Annotated in this window: 14 protein-coding genes and 1 tRNA gene; 3 read left to right on the top strand and 12 right to left on the bottom strand. The window is 57.3% G+C overall.

Features of this window, described 5'->3' with window-relative positions; translation table 11 throughout:
• Nucleotide 1: 1 nt before the first annotated feature.
• The 9 genes from RDL66_RS04035 to RDL66_RS03995 form a co-directional block, all read right to left on the bottom strand.
• Nucleotides 2-391, bottom strand: a complete 390-nt coding sequence (locus RDL66_RS04035; protein ID WP_308535374.1) for a FeoA family protein — start codon at nucleotides 389-391, stop codon at nucleotides 2-4.
• A 144-nt stretch (nucleotides 392-535) separates the two neighbouring features.
• Nucleotides 536-3,268 (bottom strand): pyruvate, phosphate dikinase, encoded by a 2,733-nt coding sequence (ppdK, locus tag RDL66_RS04030; RefSeq protein ID WP_308535373.1) that lies wholly within the window; start codon nucleotides 3,266-3,268, stop codon nucleotides 536-538.
• 282 nt (nucleotides 3,269-3,550) lie between these two features.
• On the bottom strand, nucleotides 3,551-5,182 hold the full coding sequence (locus RDL66_RS04025) for a hypothetical protein (protein ID WP_308535371.1): 1,632 nt from the start codon (nucleotides 5,180-5,182) through the stop codon (nucleotides 3,551-3,553).
• Between the two features lie 155 nt (nucleotides 5,183-5,337).
• A complete protein-coding gene (locus RDL66_RS04020) occupies nucleotides 5,338-5,838 on the bottom strand; it encodes a sigma-70 family RNA polymerase sigma factor (protein WP_308535369.1) in 501 nt (166 codons plus the stop codon).
• Between the two features lie 180 nt (nucleotides 5,839-6,018).
• Nucleotides 6,019-8,673, bottom strand: coding sequence for an ATP-dependent Clp protease ATP-binding subunit (locus tag RDL66_RS04015; protein WP_308535367.1), 2,655 nt, complete (start codon nucleotides 8,671-8,673; stop codon nucleotides 6,019-6,021).
• 77 nt (nucleotides 8,674-8,750) lie between these two features.
• Entirely contained in the window at nucleotides 8,751-9,233 is a 483-nt protein-coding gene (gene dtd, locus RDL66_RS04010) for a D-aminoacyl-tRNA deacylase (RefSeq protein WP_308535365.1), read from the bottom strand.
• A 49-nt stretch (nucleotides 9,234-9,282) separates the two neighbouring features.
• Nucleotides 9,283-9,639 (bottom strand): DUF2516 family protein, encoded by a 357-nt coding sequence (locus RDL66_RS04005; protein ID WP_308535363.1) that lies wholly within the window; start codon nucleotides 9,637-9,639, stop codon nucleotides 9,283-9,285.
• 1 nt (nucleotide 9,640) lies between these two features.
• On the bottom strand, nucleotides 9,641-10,744 hold the full coding sequence (locus RDL66_RS04000) for a folate-binding protein (RefSeq protein WP_308535361.1): 1,104 nt from the start codon (nucleotides 10,742-10,744) through the stop codon (nucleotides 9,641-9,643).
• Between the two features lie 46 nt (nucleotides 10,745-10,790).
• Nucleotides 10,791-11,741, bottom strand: coding sequence for a beta-carotene 15,15'-monooxygenase (locus RDL66_RS03995; RefSeq protein ID WP_308535360.1), 951 nt, complete (start codon nucleotides 11,739-11,741; stop codon nucleotides 10,791-10,793).
• A 449-nt stretch (nucleotides 11,742-12,190) separates the two neighbouring features.
• On the opposite strand from RDL66_RS03995, the gene RDL66_RS03990 reads away from it, so the two are divergent.
• Nucleotides 12,191-12,811: a DUF47 family protein gene (locus tag RDL66_RS03990; RefSeq protein WP_308535358.1), complete on the top strand. Its 621-nt coding sequence runs from the start codon at nucleotides 12,191-12,193 to the stop codon at nucleotides 12,809-12,811.
• A 12-nt stretch (nucleotides 12,812-12,823) separates the two neighbouring features.
• The gene (locus RDL66_RS03985; protein ID WP_308535356.1) at nucleotides 12,824-13,858 is read left to right on the top strand and encodes an inorganic phosphate transporter; all 1,035 of its coding nucleotides are present in this window, start codon (nucleotides 12,824-12,826) and stop codon (nucleotides 13,856-13,858) included.
• A 74-nt stretch (nucleotides 13,859-13,932) separates the two neighbouring features.
• On the opposite strand, the gene RDL66_RS03980 is transcribed toward RDL66_RS03985, so the two are convergent.
• The 3 genes from RDL66_RS03980 to RDL66_RS03970 all read right to left on the bottom strand — a co-directional run bounded on the left by RDL66_RS03980 (nucleotide 13,933) and on the right by RDL66_RS03970 (nucleotide 18,262).
• Nucleotides 13,933-14,922, bottom strand: coding sequence for an NUDIX hydrolase (locus tag RDL66_RS03980; protein ID WP_308535354.1), 990 nt, complete (start codon nucleotides 14,920-14,922; stop codon nucleotides 13,933-13,935).
• A 119-nt stretch (nucleotides 14,923-15,041) separates the two neighbouring features.
• On the bottom strand, nucleotides 15,042-17,528 hold the full coding sequence (locus RDL66_RS03975) for an RNA degradosome polyphosphate kinase (RefSeq protein WP_308535353.1): 2,487 nt from the start codon (nucleotides 17,526-17,528) through the stop codon (nucleotides 15,042-15,044).
• Nucleotides 17,529-17,626: 98 nt separating this feature from the next.
• On the bottom strand, nucleotides 17,627-18,262 hold the full coding sequence (locus tag RDL66_RS03970; protein ID WP_308535351.1) for a hypothetical protein: 636 nt from the start codon (nucleotides 18,260-18,262) through the stop codon (nucleotides 17,627-17,629).
• Nucleotides 18,263-18,523: 261 nt separating this feature from the next.
• Here RDL66_RS03970 and RDL66_RS03965 point away from each other — a divergent pair.
• A tRNA-Lys gene (locus tag RDL66_RS03965) sits at nucleotides 18,524-18,596 on the top strand.
• The last annotated feature ends 18 nt before the right edge of the window (nucleotides 18,597-18,614 follow it).

Here is an 18,614-nt window from a genome sequence, read left to right as displayed (position 1 = left end):
TTTACTCTCCGTTTTCCGCCGCGGGGATACCTTTCGGGGAGCCCTCACAGTTTGCGGTGATACCGCAGACCGCCAAACGTGGCTCGAACTGCGGCGAAAGGTCGTGGAGAGCCAACGCGGCCTCGAGGGCGGCCTTTTCCTGGTCCAAACCGAGCTTCTGCGCAAACTGGATACAGGGCCGCACCAAGGCGGACCGGGCAAAACCGCGGTCTACCGCCAACCGAGTTCCGCGTACGAACAAAACACGACCCCCGAAAGCACCCTTTTGCGTGACCGTGAAACGCGTCCCCGGACGCAGACCCAGCTCGTGAATCCGCCCACAGAATCTGGTATCGCACCCCAAATCCACCATAATCATGGGAACCCCAACAGGACATTCACACAATTTCACGAAACTAAGCCTAACCTAGCTAAAATCTTTTTTCAACAATTGTCTTGCGTTATTAAAACCCATCCTCACTAAAACCGCTGGTACCGGGCCCTTGACGGAACCCGGCACCAAAAATGCGGTTTATTTAATAAGGGATGCTACGGACTACTCGACGCCCTGCGTAGCGGACTCGTCCCACTTCAGATGCTCCGCGGCAGCACGACCAGCCTCGAGACGCGCCACCGGCACCCGGAACGGCGAACAAGACACGTAATCCAGTCCGACCTGATGGAAGAAGTGAATCGAAATCGGATCGCCACCGTGCTCACCACAGATACCCATCGGCAGATTCGGTTTGGTGGAACGTCCGCGCTTCACGCCTTCGGCGACAACACGACCCACCCCGTGGGTGTCGATAGATTCGAACGGGGAGACCCCGAAGATTCCGGCTTCTACGTACTGCGGGAAGAACACGCCTTCCACATCGTCACGGCTGAATCCCCAGGTGGTTTGGGTCAGGTCGTTGGTGCCGAAGCTAAAGAATTCGGCTTCCTTGGCGATGGTGTCAGCGGTCATGGCGGCGCGTGGCAGCTCAATCATGCAGCCCACCGGAACATCGAAGGTCACGCCGTATTCGCCCTGAACCTGAGCAATGATTTCTTCGGCTTCATCGCGCACCAGCTGGAGCTCACGAATGGAGCCAATCAGCGGAACCATAATCTCGGGATGCGGATTCAAGCCGTCCTTCTTCAGCTCGCAAGCTGCCGAAACCAGCGCCTTCATCTGCATCTTGAACAACCCCGGCAGGTAAATACCCAAGCGGACACCGCGCAGACCCAGCATCGGGTTTTCCTCATGCATCCGGCGCACGGCCTCCAGCATATGCTGGTCTTCCTCCGAGAGCGCCCCGCCCTGAGCTTTCGCCACCGCGTTCTTAATTTCCAGAGTCGTCAAGTCTGGCAGGAACTCGTGTAGCGGCGGGTCAATGAGACGAACGGTCATATGCTTGCCGTCCATAATCTTAAGCATTTCCTTAAAGTCGCCCTTTTGCAGCGGCTCCAAGGCGTCCAGAGCATGTTGACGTTCCTCGGACCCTTCGGGGGAGAGAATGAGTTTCTCTACCAGGGGACGGCGATCGCCGAGGAACATATGCTCGGTACGGCACAAGCCGATGCCTTCCGCACCAAAGTCCAGAGCCCGCTGCGTGTCCGCCGGGGTGTCGGCGTTGGTGCGCACCACCAGGCGGCGAACTTCATCAGCGTGGGTCATCAACCGGTCGACTGCCTTAATCAAGTCTTTCTCATCTTCGGTGGCCGAAGCATCCAAACCAGCCTGCAGACCGTGAGAAAGGTAAGTGGTGACAGGGGAATCCTGCACCGGTACCGCGCCGAGGAACACCTCGCCGGTACCGCCGTCAATGGAAATCTCGTCTCCTTCGCGCAGGACAGTATCCCCCACGGTAGCGGTCTTGGCGGCTTGGTCAACCACGATGGTTTCCGCCCCGACCACACAGGTCTTGCCCATACCGCGAGCCACCACAGCGGCGTGGGAAGTCTTGCCGCCGCGGCTGGTCAAAACGCCCGCAGCCGCAACCATGCCCCGCAGGTCGTCGGGGTTCGTCTCGCGACGCACCAGGATACACGGCACTCCCGCATCAGCGGAGGCCTCGGCAGCATCGTTATCAAACACAATCTTGCCCACTGCGGCGCCGGGAGACGCCGCCATACCCTTGGTGAACACCTCCGGCTTACCGGACATGTCAAACATCGGGAACATCAAGTTTTGCAGCTGTTCGCCGGTGACCCGCAGCAGGGCTTCATCGGTGGTAATCAAGCCTTCGTCAACCAGCTGCGTGGCGATTCGGAAAGCCGCGGCCGGAGTACGTTTGCCCACGCGCACCTGCAGCATCCACAACTTGCCGCGTTCGATGGTGAACTCGATATCGCACATATCTTCGTAGTGGGTTTCGAGCTTCCGCATGATACCCAACAGTTCGTCATAGGACTTTTTGTCGTGTCCCTCCAGGTCTTTCAGGGTTTCGGTATTGCGGATACCGGCCACCACGTCTTCGCCCTGAGCGTTCATGAGGATGTCGCCATACACTCCTGGACGACCCGAGGAGGGGTCACGGGTGAAGCACACTCCGGTACCGGAGTCGTTGCCCATATTGCCGAACACCATGGTCACAATGTTGACGGCGGTGCCCAAGTCGTGGGGGATCCGCTCACGGCGACGGTAGATACGGGCGCGTTCAGAGTTCCAGGAGCGGAACACGGCTTCAATAGCCATGTCCATCTGTGTGCGCGGATCTTGCGGGAACGGCTTGCCGGTTTGGGATTCAACGATTTCTTTGAACTGCGCGGTGAGTTCTTTCAGGTCGCTGGCATTCAGATCGGTGTCTGCCTTAGCTCCGCGGTTCTTTTTCATGTTTTCCAGCGCGTCAGAGAACAGGTCGCCATCAATGTCCTGCACGGTTTTGCCGAACATTTGAATCAAACGGCGGTACGAATCCCAAGCGAAACGGTCGCTACCGGCAATCTTGGCCAAGCCTTCCACAGATTTGTCGTTCAGACCAACGTTCAAAACGGTTTCCATCATGCCGGGCATAGAGAACTTTGCGCCGGAACGCACCGACACCAGCAGCGGATCCTCAGCCGCACCCAACTCGCGGCCAACGGTTTCTTCCACCTCACGCAAAGCCTTGGTGACCTGCACGGTAGTTTCCTCCGGGACTTTGCCTTCCTTCAGGTAAGCCCGGCAGGCATCGGTAGTAATCGTAAATCCCGGGGGTACCGGCAACCCGAGGTTGCTCATCTCCGCCAGGTTTGCACCCTTGCCACCCAACAGGTCCTTTTGATCCTTATTGCCTTCTGCAAAACGGTAAACGAATTTGGGCATGTGTTAAGCCTCCAACTTTTTCGAAACAATCTGCGCACAACGCGCCAAAACTATCCTAGCAATATTTCGTTCCTCGCTCACACCGCCCTATTTTGCGTCCCTTCACGGGTTTCGCCATGTCCCGAGCCCCGGGTACAAAGCCACGTCCTCACCGCTCTAATCGCTCCCCCTAGCCGTGCTATGAAACGGAGACGCAGGAAAACACAGCAGGTTCCCCTCCCGCAAAACGGTGGAGGAACCTGCTGAATGAAAGGAACAGATATAAAAGATTCTGTAAGGGGCCTATTCCGCCACTGCCAAGACGGTCCAGACCCGTCCTTGGGAGTCGGTCAACAGATAGACCGGCATATCCAGGATTGAGCCGTCCTTTTGCTTGACTGGCTGGCTAATCAGCCTCGCGCTGACCAAGTCGATGCGGCCATCAATCTTATCTGGCAGCCCCTTCTGGTTGCGCACATCCAAAGGACCATACTTCGGGTCGTTGAGGCGCTGCACAGCCTGAGCCTCCGAGATGACCTTGTACTCGCCAATCTTCGTTTCTTTACCCAGATTGGCGCGAATCGAAGCCACTCCGGTTTCCGAAACCACAGCTTTCCAGTTTTGGGTTTGTGACTGACCGGGCATCTTAACCGGGACACTCACCGTGGTCAGACCGTCTTTCTGGGTGGTTCCCGCCGCACTGCTCATCACGGTGGCTCCCAAGGAAGCCGCCACCTTCTCAACTTGGGCGATAGCTTTCTCAGAAGAGGGCGCGTTTCCTGCCACTTTCATTACACAAGGGGTCGGACCCGGCGAGGGGTTCTGGGTTGCCTGCGGTTCTACGGATTCTGTCGGCGAAGACCCGGAAGGATCCGTGGTTTCGGTCACTATCAGCAACACTTGTAGCTGACCAATCTCGACCACTGGGCCAGGCAAGTTGGTGGTGTCAGCGGTATCGACGTTGTGTGTAGCTCCCTTTGTATTGGAATGGCTCGGTTCCGGGCTGTCCGGGCGCACCGCCGGGGGAACAGTCTCGGTCGGGGTCTCAGTTGGAGTCGGGGTCGGCGTCGAGGTCGGCTCAGTCGGGTCACTAGGTTCCGACGGAGTGGTACTGGGAGTAGTCGGGGTATTCGGAGCCGGAGTTTTGCCGGTGTTGGAAGTAGAGTTCCCGGTCGGATTCTGGGTCGCGTCGGGATTGGGCAACTCCACAGTACCGTCTCCGGGTTTCACCGGCACGCATTCCATCCGCACCGCAGAGGGGTTATCAAAACTCAAAGAAGTCAGCTGACCCATAGTGACCGTCAAAGTCGCCCCTTTAGCGTCGGTGACGGTAAACCCGGAGCTATTCCTTTTAACTGAACCCCGCATGCCCAATGAATTCGCGACCTTCTGGACTTGATCAGCGGAAACGTTGGCTCCCTTACCCAACCGTGAAATCGGGGCTTTGGTAGGAACAGTGGAAAAATTGCCCGCCGCTACAAACTCAACATCACCGACCTTTTCCAAGCGCTGACTAGCTCCGGGCACCATAAGCTCGGAACCCGCGGCGGTAATAATCGGACCATCCGTAATCACGACACCATCGCCCTGATTGGGCACTTCACCTGGTTCGCCGGGGGAAAGCACGCTCCACCCGGTGAAACCAACCACCGTCGCAGCCGCGGCCGCACTCAAACCAACCAGCCAGTTGCGCCGCACTGCCAGCGTGTGACGACGCACTGCCAGAGACACGACTTCCGCCACCGGGGCTTGGGTATCCGCGGTTTCCACCGCAACCACGTGCGCAGGCGGCTGAGTCTCAAAAGCCAACCCTTCGGATTCCATCTGGGCAGCGATCTTAGCGCGCAAAGAATCCAAATCTACGGGCAAATTTTGGGCAGGGTCGAGTGAGCGCAGAGCTTCCAGCCCGCTCATCTCGATTTTGTGGTTTTCCACTTCCCTGTCCTTCTTTTGGGCGGTAATCGTTGTAATTACCGCGCTTCGTCGTTCTTATTTATTAAAACTTGGCTGGTCGAAACCGTCCTCAGGCCCGGCGCAGTTTCGACCTTGCAACATATACATGTAACCGGCCTGGCGTTTCTTACACTTTCCTAAGAAGTATTTTTTTCAATCGCTTCCTCCAGTCGTTTCCGCGCCCGCGACAATGCTGCATCCGCGGCTGAACGGCTCACTCCCAGGTACTGTGCCAGATCATTGCCGCTCAAACCTTCCCATGCGACCGCCAAGAGAATCTCGCGATCGCGCTCACTGAGGCTCAGCAGGGCCGCTCGCATCCCGTGATCCTCCACGACGAGTTGAGCCGGATCGGCGAAATCGGTGGAGTCCAGGTTTTCCTGGTTATCTCCCATGGGCAAGGATTTCTTTTTGCGGTACCAGTTCGCCAAAGTCAAGCCCGCGGTTTTGTACAGCCAAGGCAGTTCTGCGCCAGAGGGAACGTCGTTTTTCTTCTTCCACATCACGACGAAAACTTCCGCGGCTAGGTCCTCGGCGTCGCTATAGGCTCCCCGTCTATAGAGGAACCGCACTATAGCCTTGCTGTGTTCAGCAAATATCCGCTCAAACCACTGTTCATCGTGGATAGCGGTGGACATAGGTTCGGCCTCTCCCTTGACGCTGTGCAACGAAATAGTTAACTCATACGAATATACCCCGTAACGTGCTCAACCATGAACCCATCACTGACTCGAATCTAAAAAGAACCGGACCCGAAGTTGTGGTTAAATACCTTGCGGGCCCGCCGAGGCGGACCCGCGAGTTGGTTTAGGTGGCGTCTAGGAAGCAGGTTCCTTTTCCGGGGACTCTTCCGCTTCTTTGGCAGCCAGTTCAGCTTCCCGAATCGTCGCCGCGGTCACGTCTTCGAGCTTGCGGCGCTGTTGCGCCCGCCCCTCGGGCAGACCGTCCTCGCCGGTAAACTTGAACTCAGCGTCGTCAGTGAACTCCCAATCTGTCCCGTTGACCTTGTCCGCAGACTCGTGCTTGATGAACTTCGGCTCGACGTCAACTGTAACGGTCTGGCCTTCACCCAGTTCAGAGAACAGAATCTTTTCAGACAGGACGTCTTCGATTTCACGCTGTACCGCCCGGCGCAACGGACGAGCCCCCAGTGTCTTGTCGAAGCCCTTATGCGCCAGCAGAGCTCGCGCCGCGGGAGTCAGCCGCAAAGCCATGCCCTGATCCAGCATCCGGTCGTCGAGCTTGGCGATCATCAAATCAACAATCTGGAGGATTTCGCCCTTCTCAAGCTGCGGGAACACTACGATTTCATCCACACGGTTGAGGAACTCGGGCCGGAAGTGCTGTTTCAACTCTTCCTGAACCTTGCCCTTCATCCGCTGATAGTCCGTGGACAGCTCACCGCTGGCCTGGAAACCGGTCAGCACACCCTTGTTGATTTCACGAGTGCCGAGGTTCGTGGTCATGATGATAATGGTGTTCTTAAAGTCGACCAGGCGACCTTGCGAATCGGTGAGGTGGCCCTCCTCCAACACCTGCAACAAGCTGTTAAAGATGTCCGGGTGGGCCTTTTCCACTTCGTCGAACAGCACTACGCTGAAGGGCTTGCGACGCACCTTTTCGGTGAGCTGACCGCCCTCGTCGTAGCCGACATAGCCCGGAGGTGAACCGAACAACCGAGAGGCCGTATGTTTCTCCGAGAACTCGGACATATCCAGCTGGACCAGGGCGTTCTCGTCTCCAAAAAGGAACTCCGCCAGTGCTTTGGCGAGCTCGGTTTTTCCCACCCCAGTCGGGCCGGCGAACACAAACGAGCCGCCAGGACGCTTCGGATCTTTCAAACCAGCGCGGGTCCGGCGAATGGACTGAGACACCGCCTTGACTGCCTCGTCCTGACCGATGATGCGCTTGTGCAGTTCATCTTCCATCCGCAGCAGCTTCGAGGATTCTGCCTGAGTGAGTTTGAACACCGGGATGCCGGTGGCCATCGCCAAAACCTCGGCGATTTGTTCCTCGTCAACTACCGACTCGGAGGTGTCTTCACCTTGGCGCCACTGGGATTCCTTCGCCGCGCGTTCTTCGGTCAGATTCTTTTCTTCGTCACGCAGCTGGGCAGCCTTTTCGAAGTCCTGGGCGTCAATGGCGGCCTCTTTCGCTTGGCGAGCCTTGGCGATTTTTTCGTCAACTTCTTTCAGCTCCGGCGGCGCCGTCATCCGCTGGATCCGTAAACGCGCCCCGGCCTCGTCAACCAGGTCAATTGCCTTATCCGGTAAGAACCTGTCAGACACATAGCGGTCAGCAAGCTGCGCCGCGGCAGCGAGAGCCGCGTCAGTAATCATGACGCGGTGGTGAGACTCGTAGCGATCCCGCAGCCCCTTGAGGATAGCAACGGTTTCTTCCACACTGGGTTCTTCGACCTTCACCGGCTGGAAACGGCGTTCCAGAGCGGAATCTTTCTCAATGTACTTGCGGTATTCGTCAATGGTGGTGGCGCCGATAGTCTGCAGCTCACCACGCGCCAGCATCGGTTTCAAAATCGAGGCAGCGTCAATCGCGCCCTCCGCCGCGCCAGCACCAACCAGGGTGTGAATCTCATCAATGAACAAGATGATGTCCCCGCGGGTGCGGATTTCCTTCAGCACCTTCTTGAGACGTTCCTCGAAGTCGCCGCGGTAGCGCGAGCCCGCCACCAAGGAGCCCATATCCAAGGAATACAGCTGTTTATCTTTCAAAGTTTCCGGGACGTCGCCGCGGACAATGCCCTGGGCCAGTCCCTCCACCACAGCGGTTTTGCCTACCCCGGGTTCGCCGACCAAGACCGGATTGTTTTTGGTGCGCCGGGAAAGAATTTGCATGACGCGTTCCATTTCCTTGGTACGCCCGATGACCGGGTCAAGTTTGGACTCGCGCGCTGCCTGGGTGAGGTTGCGTCCGAACTGGTCCAAAATCGCCGAGTTACCCCCGGCGTTGGGGTTATCCGCCCGTCCGCCACCGACACCCACAGTATCGCGACCGCTCTGTTGAGGCTGGCCGCCTTGATAACCGGAGAGCAGTTCGATAACGGTCTGGCGCACATTGTTCAGGTCAGCACCGAGTTTGATGAGGACTTGGGCGGCGACCCCGTCGCCTTCCCGCAGCAGTCCCAGCAGGATATGCTCGGTACCGATATAGTTGTGCCCCAGCTGCAGCGCCTCGCGCATCGAAAACTCCAGCACCTTGCGGGCGCGCGGAGTAAAGGGGATATGGCCGGTGGTGGGCTGCTCGCCCTCACCGATAATCTCAATGACCTGAGCGCGCACGGCCTCCAGCGAGATACCCATCGTTTCCAAAGCTCGCGCTGCGATACCGTCGCCCTCATGGATGAGACCCAGCAGCAGGTGCTCGGTACCGATGTAGTTTTGGTTCAACCGGCGGGCTTCGTCTTGGGCTAACACCACCACCCGGCGGGCTCGGTCGGTAAATCTTTCAAACATACGTACTCCCTTTTATACTCGCTACCAATTTATGCCCCCGCATCGCGAAAACGCGACCGTGTTCACTACCGGCTAATTCACACTTCCAACAGAATCGTGAAAGGCCCGTCATTGGTGAAACTGACTTTCATGTCCGCCCCGAAAATTCCCTGTTCAACCCGCATACCCTGGTCCTGCAGCGCTGCCCCCACCGCATCAACCAGCGGTTGAGCCACCTCTCCCGGCGCCGCCGCCACCCACGAGGGCCGATTACCCTTGCGAGCGTCTCCGTAGAGCGTGAACTGGCTAATCAGCAGCACCGGCAAACCCAACTGGACCGCAGACACTTCCGCCCCACGCGCTTGTGAAAGTTTCTCAGACCCACCATCTGCATCGTAGGCACCGGGGGCGTCAAAAATGCGCAGATTCGCAATCTTGCGCGCCATTTTTTCGACCTGTGCCGTGCCATCGGTATGCGTGACCCCCAACAGCACCACCAGCCCAGGGCCCGCAAATTCACCGGTAACATCCCTGTTGACCACGCACTTTGCGCCCGTAACACGCTGAATCACTGCCCGCATCGATTGTCCCTTTCCTGTTCTGTGTCGTTTTGGCCGGTCTGTCCCGAGTTCACCAGGGCGTGGGGGGACGTTGGCCGGTTCCTCGCGAGTTCTTGCCCCGCCGGCGCCACGAAGCCACGGCGGGACGCACATCGGCCAGGTAAACGGCCGGAATGATTAGCGCCATCATCACCCCGAACAAACCGACGAAAGCGTTAGGCGTTAATCCCAGGAAGGAAATCACCAGCGCCAGTAGGTTCAGCAGAGCCCAAAAGTTGCGAGTTCGTTTTCCTTCCGTTGGGAAAGCTTGGGCCGGGGTGGTTAGGGCGTGGATCAAGGCATACAGGCTCATTCCCACCACGACCAGGACCAGTCCCAGCACCAGTAACGCCTGCACCGAGTTTATAGCCGCGAAAACTGTCGACATTTTATTTCCTCGCTTTCAATCCCAGTAAGCCGCCCAGTTGGCTGTCGTCTAGGCGGCGCGGGTTTTCTCCGCTCGGATCCACGATGACGCTTTGGGCGGCGCGAATCCCCTCCACCAGTAACATTTCCGCGGGGTCAACCTGGCGTTTGACCAAGCCCAGACCGATTTGACCGTCCGTGGGGTGGTACGCCACCGAGGTCAACACCCCGACTTCGGAGCCGTCAGACTCCAAAGTGAGGGGAGAATCTATGGCCGGCAGCTCCTCACGCGACCCATCTAGGTCCAAGAACGTGAGTCGGCGCGGAGGACGCCCCCGGTTGGTCAGTTTTGCCACGGTTTCTTGACCGGGATAGCACCCCTTTTGCAAACTGACGGCGACACGCAGCCAGTCCAACTCATGAGGGAGGGTCCCCGGTTTGCCCTCGCGGCCTAGGCGGGGGCGCCACAGGGAAATACGCACGGCTTCCCAAGCACCCAAATCGGCCTTTACCAGACCGCTCGCTGCGGCTGTGGCTTCAAGCGCCGGCAAGTCCAGGCGCGAAACTACCGCCAGTTCGCGGTGCGGGGCGGCGGGGTCGTCCGCCGGATGGCTTACGCTCGCGGCGGTAAAGACGGTTGTGTTTCCCACCGGTCCGGGCCACGGATCAGCCCAGGTCACGCGGCTGTGTTCGCTCCAGAATCGGGCTACCGGAGAGATAACATCGCTGGTTTTCAGATATCCCAAGACCGCGAAGTCCGCGCTCGCATCAGCAATCTCAACGCGGGAACGGAACCGCATAGAGCGGAAAAACTCAGCGGCACCCCCCGGTTCTTCAGTCAAAATCCACACTGAGCTGCCATCATCGACGGCGAAAAAGCTCAACTCAATGTGTCCGGTGGGGTCGAGGATGAGGGCTTCACGCGGCGCGGCAGGCTCCCAGTTTGAAAAGTCCTGGGTGCTGACAGAGTTTAGCCAAGCCCAGCGATCCGGCCCGGAAACTTTCAGCACTCCCAAGGGAATCTTGGCGTAGCCGCGGCCTTCGAGCAGTTCGGGGCCATGATTCCAGCCCGCGTCTATCGCCGCTCCCGGCCAAATTCTGTCGATACTCGGATAGGTCACCTGCATTTTTACCCCCATTCACCACTTTGGACGCAAACGTGAGAAACATCCTTCAAGCAAGTGTAGGGCCCTCCCCCACTAAAAGCCGCGCCAGAATATAGAGCGGGACAGACGCAGCCAGGACTGGGATGAAAGCCTGACTCACCGCGGCCGAAACTGTTGACGGAGCCAAGTCACCGCTGAAAATTACGGTCAGTGATGCGAACGCGATTCCATACACCACTCCCAACAGCAGACCGGAGACCAGAGCCACGGTCAGGCTGGGGAGGTGTCCTCCCGCGAAAAGCACCATCTGATCTCGCGCGGTTCCTTCCATCACGAGGATGGCCGCCCCGGCCGCCAAACCGAAAATTACCGAGAACAGGATTCCCGTGAAAACTCTCCATTTCAGCTGCCAGTTGGCGCTCATCGCCATGCCGATACACCCTCCGATGAGGGTGACTGCTCCGGGCACCAACAGGAAATACCACAGCGCTTCCGACTCCAGCATGACCCAAGCCCCGGCGGTAGAAACGATGAGGATTCCGGCCGCGTTACCCGCTACTGAGTTCAGTAAGTTTTCCCTGGGGTTACGCAGCATTTCCGCGATGAAGACCCCAATCACTCCCAAGCCTACGACTTCAGCCACTATCGAGAAATCTTCAAAAATTCTTCCCGTCAGTAAAGCCAACACCCCGAAGATGGTCAGCAGGATGAAAGACGCCCGCGGGGCGGGAAGATGCGCCAGGTGCGCCCAGCCGAAAGCGAAACACACTACCGCAATGGCCGCAGCTACGGTCAGGAAATCCGAGGGGAGTACAAAAATCAAGGACATCCCCAGCGCAGCCAGGGCGGTAATAATCTCGGGGTGGGCACAGATGACCCGCCCTATCAGGGACTCGGGAACTTTCGGTAGCTTTTCAATCTTTTCGGCCTGGTGTTCCTCCCGCCGCACGCGGCGCGTAATTTTTACCGTATCGGTCAGCGAAGGGTCCGGTATTTCCGCGTTGGGCTGGGAAGTCATGTTCCGATTCTCTCATAACTTCGGCAGTTCTCAGGAACAGACCGTTTCACCGGTTCCGAGAGGGTTAAACTTTGAAGGCTCCGACGTGCGGAGCCTTCAACGACACCGAAACCGTAAAGCGCCTGTCGGCGCGAAGGCCGCTCGTAGCGGCAGTATATGGAGCCCGGGGCTTCTACGGACATCGATGTCTTATATTTAAGTTACCACACCAGCGAGACGTTGTCTCGAGATTTTACTTAATTTACTTTTTAACTCCCCTTTAACCTGACAAAGTTCCTGGCACCACCGTTTACGACCCTGACTTTACCCCGGAATTTACACCGTTTTTACAATGTTGGTTCCAAACGGATAGAGTAAACAGAGGTAACCAGGAAGGCCCCGCCGGGACTATCGAAACCGTCTCTCCGGGTCGCCAGGTTTGCCGAATCCATCACAAAGAAGGGTGAAAAATGGGCCTGTTCCATCGCGCCAAAGACGAGGGATTTTTCGAGCAGCTCACCGAAATTGCCGGTAACCTGATTGAAGGTGCCGATATCTTGGCAAAGTTGATGGCGCTCCCGCCCGAACAGCGCGACGGGGAGCGCAACGACTTACACGCGGTAGAGAATTCCTCCGATGATTTGACCCACGCGTTCATGAACAAAATTAACCAGACTTTCGTCACCCCCCTGGATCGCGACGACCTCAGCGAACTGGCTTACCGGCTCGATGACTGCATGGATTTGATTGACGACGCCGGGAACCTCATCGTGGTCTATCAGCTCCAGGAGCTCCCCGAATGCTTGCACAAACAGGCGGCTATACTCCAAAAGTGCGCCACGGTTACAGCCAAAGCCATGCCTCGGCTGAAAACCCTCGACGAGTTACGCGAATACTGGGTGGAAGTCAACCGCTTAGAAAATCAAGCCGACCAGATTTATATGCACTGCCTATCCGACATTGTCAACAACAATCCTGACCCGATAGCAGTTATCAAACTGAAAGACATCACCGAGCGGCTTGAGGATGCCTGCGATGCGTTCGAGCATCTGGCTGCTCTGGTCGAAGGTATCGCAATCAAGGAATCTTGAGGGTGCTCCCGCATGGACATTTCTCTGGTACTGGTTGTTTGTGTCGTTATCATCGCAGTTGTCTTTGATTTCACTAATGGTTTCCACGATGCTGCTAACGCCATTGCCACCGCTATTTCTACACGGGCTTGGGCACCGCGCACCGCTTTAGCTATGGCTGCGGTCATGAACTTGGTGGGGTCACTGCTGGGAACAGAAGTGGCGAAAACCATCGGTTCTGGAATCATTGATATGTCAGGATACGCTACGGCGGTTTCCCACGCCGAAAGGGCCCACGGCCTGTTGATTATTCTCGGAGGCCTCATCGGGGCGATTTGCTGGAACGTTATTACCTGGTATTTCGGGCTGCCTTCCTCGTCCTCACACGCACTGATTGGTGGCCTCGCCGGGGCAGGTTTGGCTGCGGGCGTCACGGTGAACTGGGCGACAATTACTTCTCACGTCCTGATTCCGATGGTGGTTTCCCCGCTCATCGGCTTCACTTTTGCTTACGTGCTGATGAGCTTGGTCATGGTGTCTATGAAAAACCTGGCTTACCGCCGGACCATGCGTAAATTCCGGGTTGGTCAAAAGTTTTCTTCTGCCGCACTAGCCTTGGGGCACGGTTTGCAGGATGCTCAGAAGACCATGGGGGTCATTTTCATTGCTCTGGTAGCTTCCGGTCACGTCGACTTGGACGACCCGATTCCTCTGTGGGTCAAGTTGGCGGCAGCTATGGCCATTGCGGCCGGCACCTTCGTAGGCGGGTTTCGTATCATGAAAACCTTGGGTTCGAGGGTGATTCATGTCGATCCGGCAAACGGTTTTGTCTCCGAAACGGTGGCCGCGGGGGTGCTGTATTTCACGGCTTTCATTTGGCACGCTCCGATTTCCACCACTCATACCGTAACCACCGCCATCATGGGAGTGGGCGCGACCCGCAGACTCTCCGCAGTGCGCTGGGGAACGGCCGGAAACATTGTGGTGGCTTGGGTTCTGACTCTTCCCGCCGCCGCCGCGGTAGCTGCCGCGGTCTACACCCTGTTGGAATTCCTGTTCCGGATTTAGACAGCGCCACCCACCGACAACCGCACGAACCCGAAAAACCGGGCGGGCGGGCTTGTGACTAGCGAAAAATCACATTAATCCAGCACGTACCCGACGGGGGGTTCAGCTTTCGCGCGCTCGGCGGCAATGAGTTTTGGTTCGCCCTGGGCGTCCGAGATTACGTGAACGATCAAGGACTCCCCGGTTTCCAGAGGTATCAGGGTTTCTTCTAAGAAATCGTTTCCCAAAGCCCGAATCAGCGGAATCAGGACCGGGGCATGGGAACACAGGGCGGTCGGCCCTTCCGTGGGGGCTGCCTTGAGCTGTGCGCGCAACAGTTCCAACCCGCCATAAGGATTAGCGGCGAAGCCGTCTTCGCTCAACACATCGGGGTATTCACACCTAATCCCGCTGGCTTTCAAGTACGGGCGTATCGTTTGCTCGCAACGTTTCCACGGCGAACAGAACAGTCGGGAAATCCCGAAAGCGCTCAGGGTGGAGGCCAGCGCCACAGCCTGGCGCTTACCGCGTTTTTTCAAAGGACGCAGCGAATCATCGGTCTTCCACTTCAGACGATTCTTGGCTTTTCCGTGGCGCACCAACATAACTGGAGTCGAGTCGCCCCAACCCTGTCGCAGGTATTGCTCAGCTTGTGTCACCAGATTGCGGTCATATTCTTGGGTTAAGAGTTCCTGCGCTTGGGCCTGGTTGACCCAACGAACCTCGTTTATCTCATGTGGCGAGGCCGGTTCCACGTAAGGCCGAGCCAGTATCGCCGCACTGTGGCGCACCTGAGCCAGCCAGTACGTGACCTGTTTCTCGACACCCTCCACCGGGTAAGTCGTGAGACCGAGCTGGGGCCCCAGGCACACTTGCACCCCGGTTTCTTCGGCAATTTCCCGCACCGCACAGGCCGGCAGCAGCTCGCCGGGTTCCAGTTTTCCCTTCGGTAGGGACCAGTCATCGTACTTTGGCCGGTGTACGACCAAAAATTCATAAGGGGTTTGGGTGGGTGCGCCCTCCAAGGCCGGACGCAGTTCCCCGCCTCGACAAACCACCCCGCCGGCAGCCAGAACTCTACTCATTACCTTCCCTTTTCTGTGTACTCAACTCTGTAAACTTCACCAACCGGGCTGATGCGTGCCATATCGAGGCGGTCTCACCCCGGCTCGGTGCCTCACTCGAATGCCGTGACATGTCAACCTCAATGCCGGGAGACGCCGCCGCGTCCCGACACTCGCGAGGAGGCGTGGTTCATCAAAGTTTCCTGGATGTCCTCCAGACGCAGTCCAGCCTGGTTCGTATTGACCCGCACCCACTGCTGGTCAGGCATCAACCGCCACGAGGCGGTGGTGTCTGCCATGCCGCGTTTGACTAGATCAACCAGATATTGGATCTGCTCCGGGTCCACGATTTTCACCAGCGCTTCGACGCGGCGATCCAAGTTACGGTGCATCAGGTCCGCGGAACCAATCCACACTTCCGGGTCTCCGTCATTCTTAAACGCATAGACCCGCGAGTGCTCCAGGAATCGTCCCAGGATAGAAACGACCCGAATGTTATCGCTGAGACCGGGGATACCTGGCTTAATGGAACAAATACCGCGGACCTGGACCATCACCGGAACCCCCGCTTGGGAAGCCCGATAGAGTGCATCCGTCAAACGCTCGTCCACAATCGAGTTGATTTTGAACAGGATTCCCGCTTTCTTGCCCGCTTTCTTGTTGGAAATTTCGCGGTTTATCCGCTCAATCAAGCCATCGCGGATAGAGCGGGGCGCGACCAGCAAACGGTGGAATGTCGAGCGCGGCGCGTATCCGCTGAGCTGGTTAAACAAACGGGTCAGGTCCTGGGCGACCTCGCGATCATCGGTCAGCAGACCCAGGTCCTCGTAGCCGCGAGCGGTCTTGGGGTGGTAGTTACCGGTGCCCACGTGACAGTAGCGATGCATCCCGTCGGGTTCTTGACGTACCACCAGACACAGCTTGCAGTGAGTCTTAAGACCAACCAAACCGTAAACCACGTGAACCCCGGCGCGTTCCATCTTGCGAGCCCAGCCGATGTTGGCTTCCTCATCGAAACGCGCCTTAATCTCGACGATGGCCACGACCTGTTTTCCGGCGCGGGCCGCGTCAATCAGAGCCTGGACAATCGGGGAATCGCCCGAAGTTCGGTACAGGGTCTGTTTGATTGCCAAAACGTTCGGATCTTGAGCTGCCTGCACGATGAATTGCTGCACCGAGGTGGCGAAAGAATCATACGGAAGGTGTATCAGCACATCGTGGTCGCGAATGGAGCTGAAAATATCCGAGGTTTTCGATGATTCTTTCTCGGCCAGCCCGCTCGGCGTCACGGGAACATACGGAGGGTATTTGAGCTGGGGAATATCCAGGTCATGCAGGTCATTGAGACCGCGCAAGTCCAGCGGCGCAGGCAGCCGGAACACGTCGGAAGTCCCGATTTCAAGGTTTTCTTTTAAGAAATCCAGCAGGAGCGCCGGCATGGATTCCGCCACTTCCAGACGTACCGCCGGCCCGAAACGCCGCTTCGCGAGTTCGGATTCCATCGCGGTCAAAATATTTTCCGCGTCGTCCTCCTCGACTTCCAGATCTTCGTTACGGGTCACCCTGAACTCGTGGGATTCTTTGATTTCCATACCGGGGAACAAGTGGTCGAGGTGTGCGGAAATTATCTGTTCAATGGGGACAAAGTTGACCTTTTCCCCCGCCAAAATTACGCTCGAGGGGTCGTTTTCGACCCCGTTTTCGGTCACTGCCACGAAACGCGGCAGGATAGGCGGCACCTTGATACGCGCAAAGTGTTCTTTGCCAGTGTTGGGGTTACGCACAATGATCGCCAGGTTCAGCGACAGTCCGGTGATGTAGGGGAAGGGGTGGGACGGGTCTACTGCCAGCGGCGACAGGATGGGAAACACCTGGTTGCGGAAGTACCGGTGCAGGATTTCGTGATGGGTTTCGTTCAGGCTATCCCAGTCAGTGATGACCAAACCGGCTTTATCCAGAGCCGGGCGAATCTCGTCTTGGAAATAACGGTAGACGTTGCCGGTCATCTCGTGTGAGCGACGGCTGATTTCGCCTTCCAGCTGACGCGGCGTCAACCCGGAAGCGGAAACCGTCGCAAACCCAGCGGCGATACGGCGCTTCAGCCCCGCGACCCGCACCATATAGAACTCGTCCAAATTGGAACAATAGATAGTCAGGAACCACGCCCGTTCCAACAGGTGCAGGCGCGGGTCTTGGGCCTGTTCAAAGACACGCTGGTTAAAGGCGAGCCAGGACAGTTCCCGGTCGGCGAAGCGGCCTTTGGGTAGTTTCGGCAATCCGTCTGGGGTCAGCCCTTCTTCTTTCTTTAGAGAAAGGGGCTTGTGGTCGGCTTTCTTTGAGGACTTGTTCTTTTTCACCTTCGAGCCCAAGCCGTCCGCACGGGCAATCACTACCGGGTCAGGCAGATGCTCGGGCAGTTTTTCCTCCCGGGACGTATCCGGTTCCGTGAAGTCCGCGTCATCGTATTCTTGGGAGCCACCGGGATCCAAATCTTTTTTCGGGAACATTTCCTCCGCGGTAGCGCCCGCAAAGAGGGATTTCTTTTCTGCACCGGGCAAGGGGGGAGGAGCCGGAACTCCTGTCTCATTGTTTTCCTGTGTATCTTGGTTTTCTTGGTTCTCAGACACCTTATGTCCCCTCAACTTTTTAGTTATTTTTGCTCACGTATTGCCTGGGTTTGCACAGTTGTCCGTCCCACCACTGGGTGCGGCGAGCGGCGCAGTCGTCAATCCAAGCGGCCTTCGCGATACATGGTCGCCGCATCTAGCAGCTCGTCGGCAGTAGCCAGCAATGCGTTGTCCCGCAGGGTCACCGCGTTGGCCAGCACGTCCTGAGGATTTTCCTTCATCCAAACCGACTCGCTGGCTGCCAACACCCGCAGCACAGCTTGAGACGTATCCAGAAAATCGGCGAAATTATCGTCGAAGCTTCCCCCCAGGATTTGTCCCAACTGTTTTTTCCATTCGGGAAAATCCAAGGAATGAGCCCCTTCGATATCAAGATACTCAGAAAGCCGCGGCGAATTCAACCCCTGCTTAAAGCGCGTATTCACACCTTCCGGGTAACGTTTCACCCACTGGTCTATCAGCAGGAGCCGCCACAAAACGCCTGGCAAAGTATTGACCGGGGAACGCGACCACAGCTCGGCCAGTTCGTCTACGCCGTTGTCCCGCATATGTTTCAACAGTCGTTCCTTGGTTTTCGGATCGGGGTCAGACCACTCCCCATTGGGGGATTTCACCAAAATCCGAGCCGAGGTGTGGGCTGATTCGCTGGACAGCGCCGGATCTTCCTCGCCTTCCAAGTATTCCAAGGTTTCTGGTTCGATGATGGCCGGGCGTCGCGGCTTCCTGGTTTCCATGGTTCCTCCCTGTTCGATTCACCTTAATTATCCCCGTTCACCCGGGATTTTGTGTGGACTTGGTAACACGGAAGGTATTTTCCCCACGAACAGTGCCTGACTGGTAATGACGGGACAAACAGGCATAGAGCTACAGAGCCCGCACCAGAAGCGCCTGTAAGGGCTAGGATTGCGTGACAATCCGTTGTGGGGTCTGATTTCAGGAGCGAACCAGCCGCTCAGTTGTCGTTACGCAGACTTTTTACCTATAATCTTTCCTACGGGCCTATAGCTCAGTTGGTAGAGCAGCGGACTTTTAATCCGTGGGTCGAGGGGTCGAGCCCCTCTGGGCCTACCTTTGTGGGGGCGTGGG

This window comes from uncultured Mobiluncus sp. (genome assembly GCF_902488535.1).
Lineage (GTDB): Bacteria > Actinomycetota > Actinomycetes > Actinomycetales > Actinomycetaceae > Mobiluncus.
This window is presented reverse-complemented; position numbering and strand designations above follow the sequence as displayed.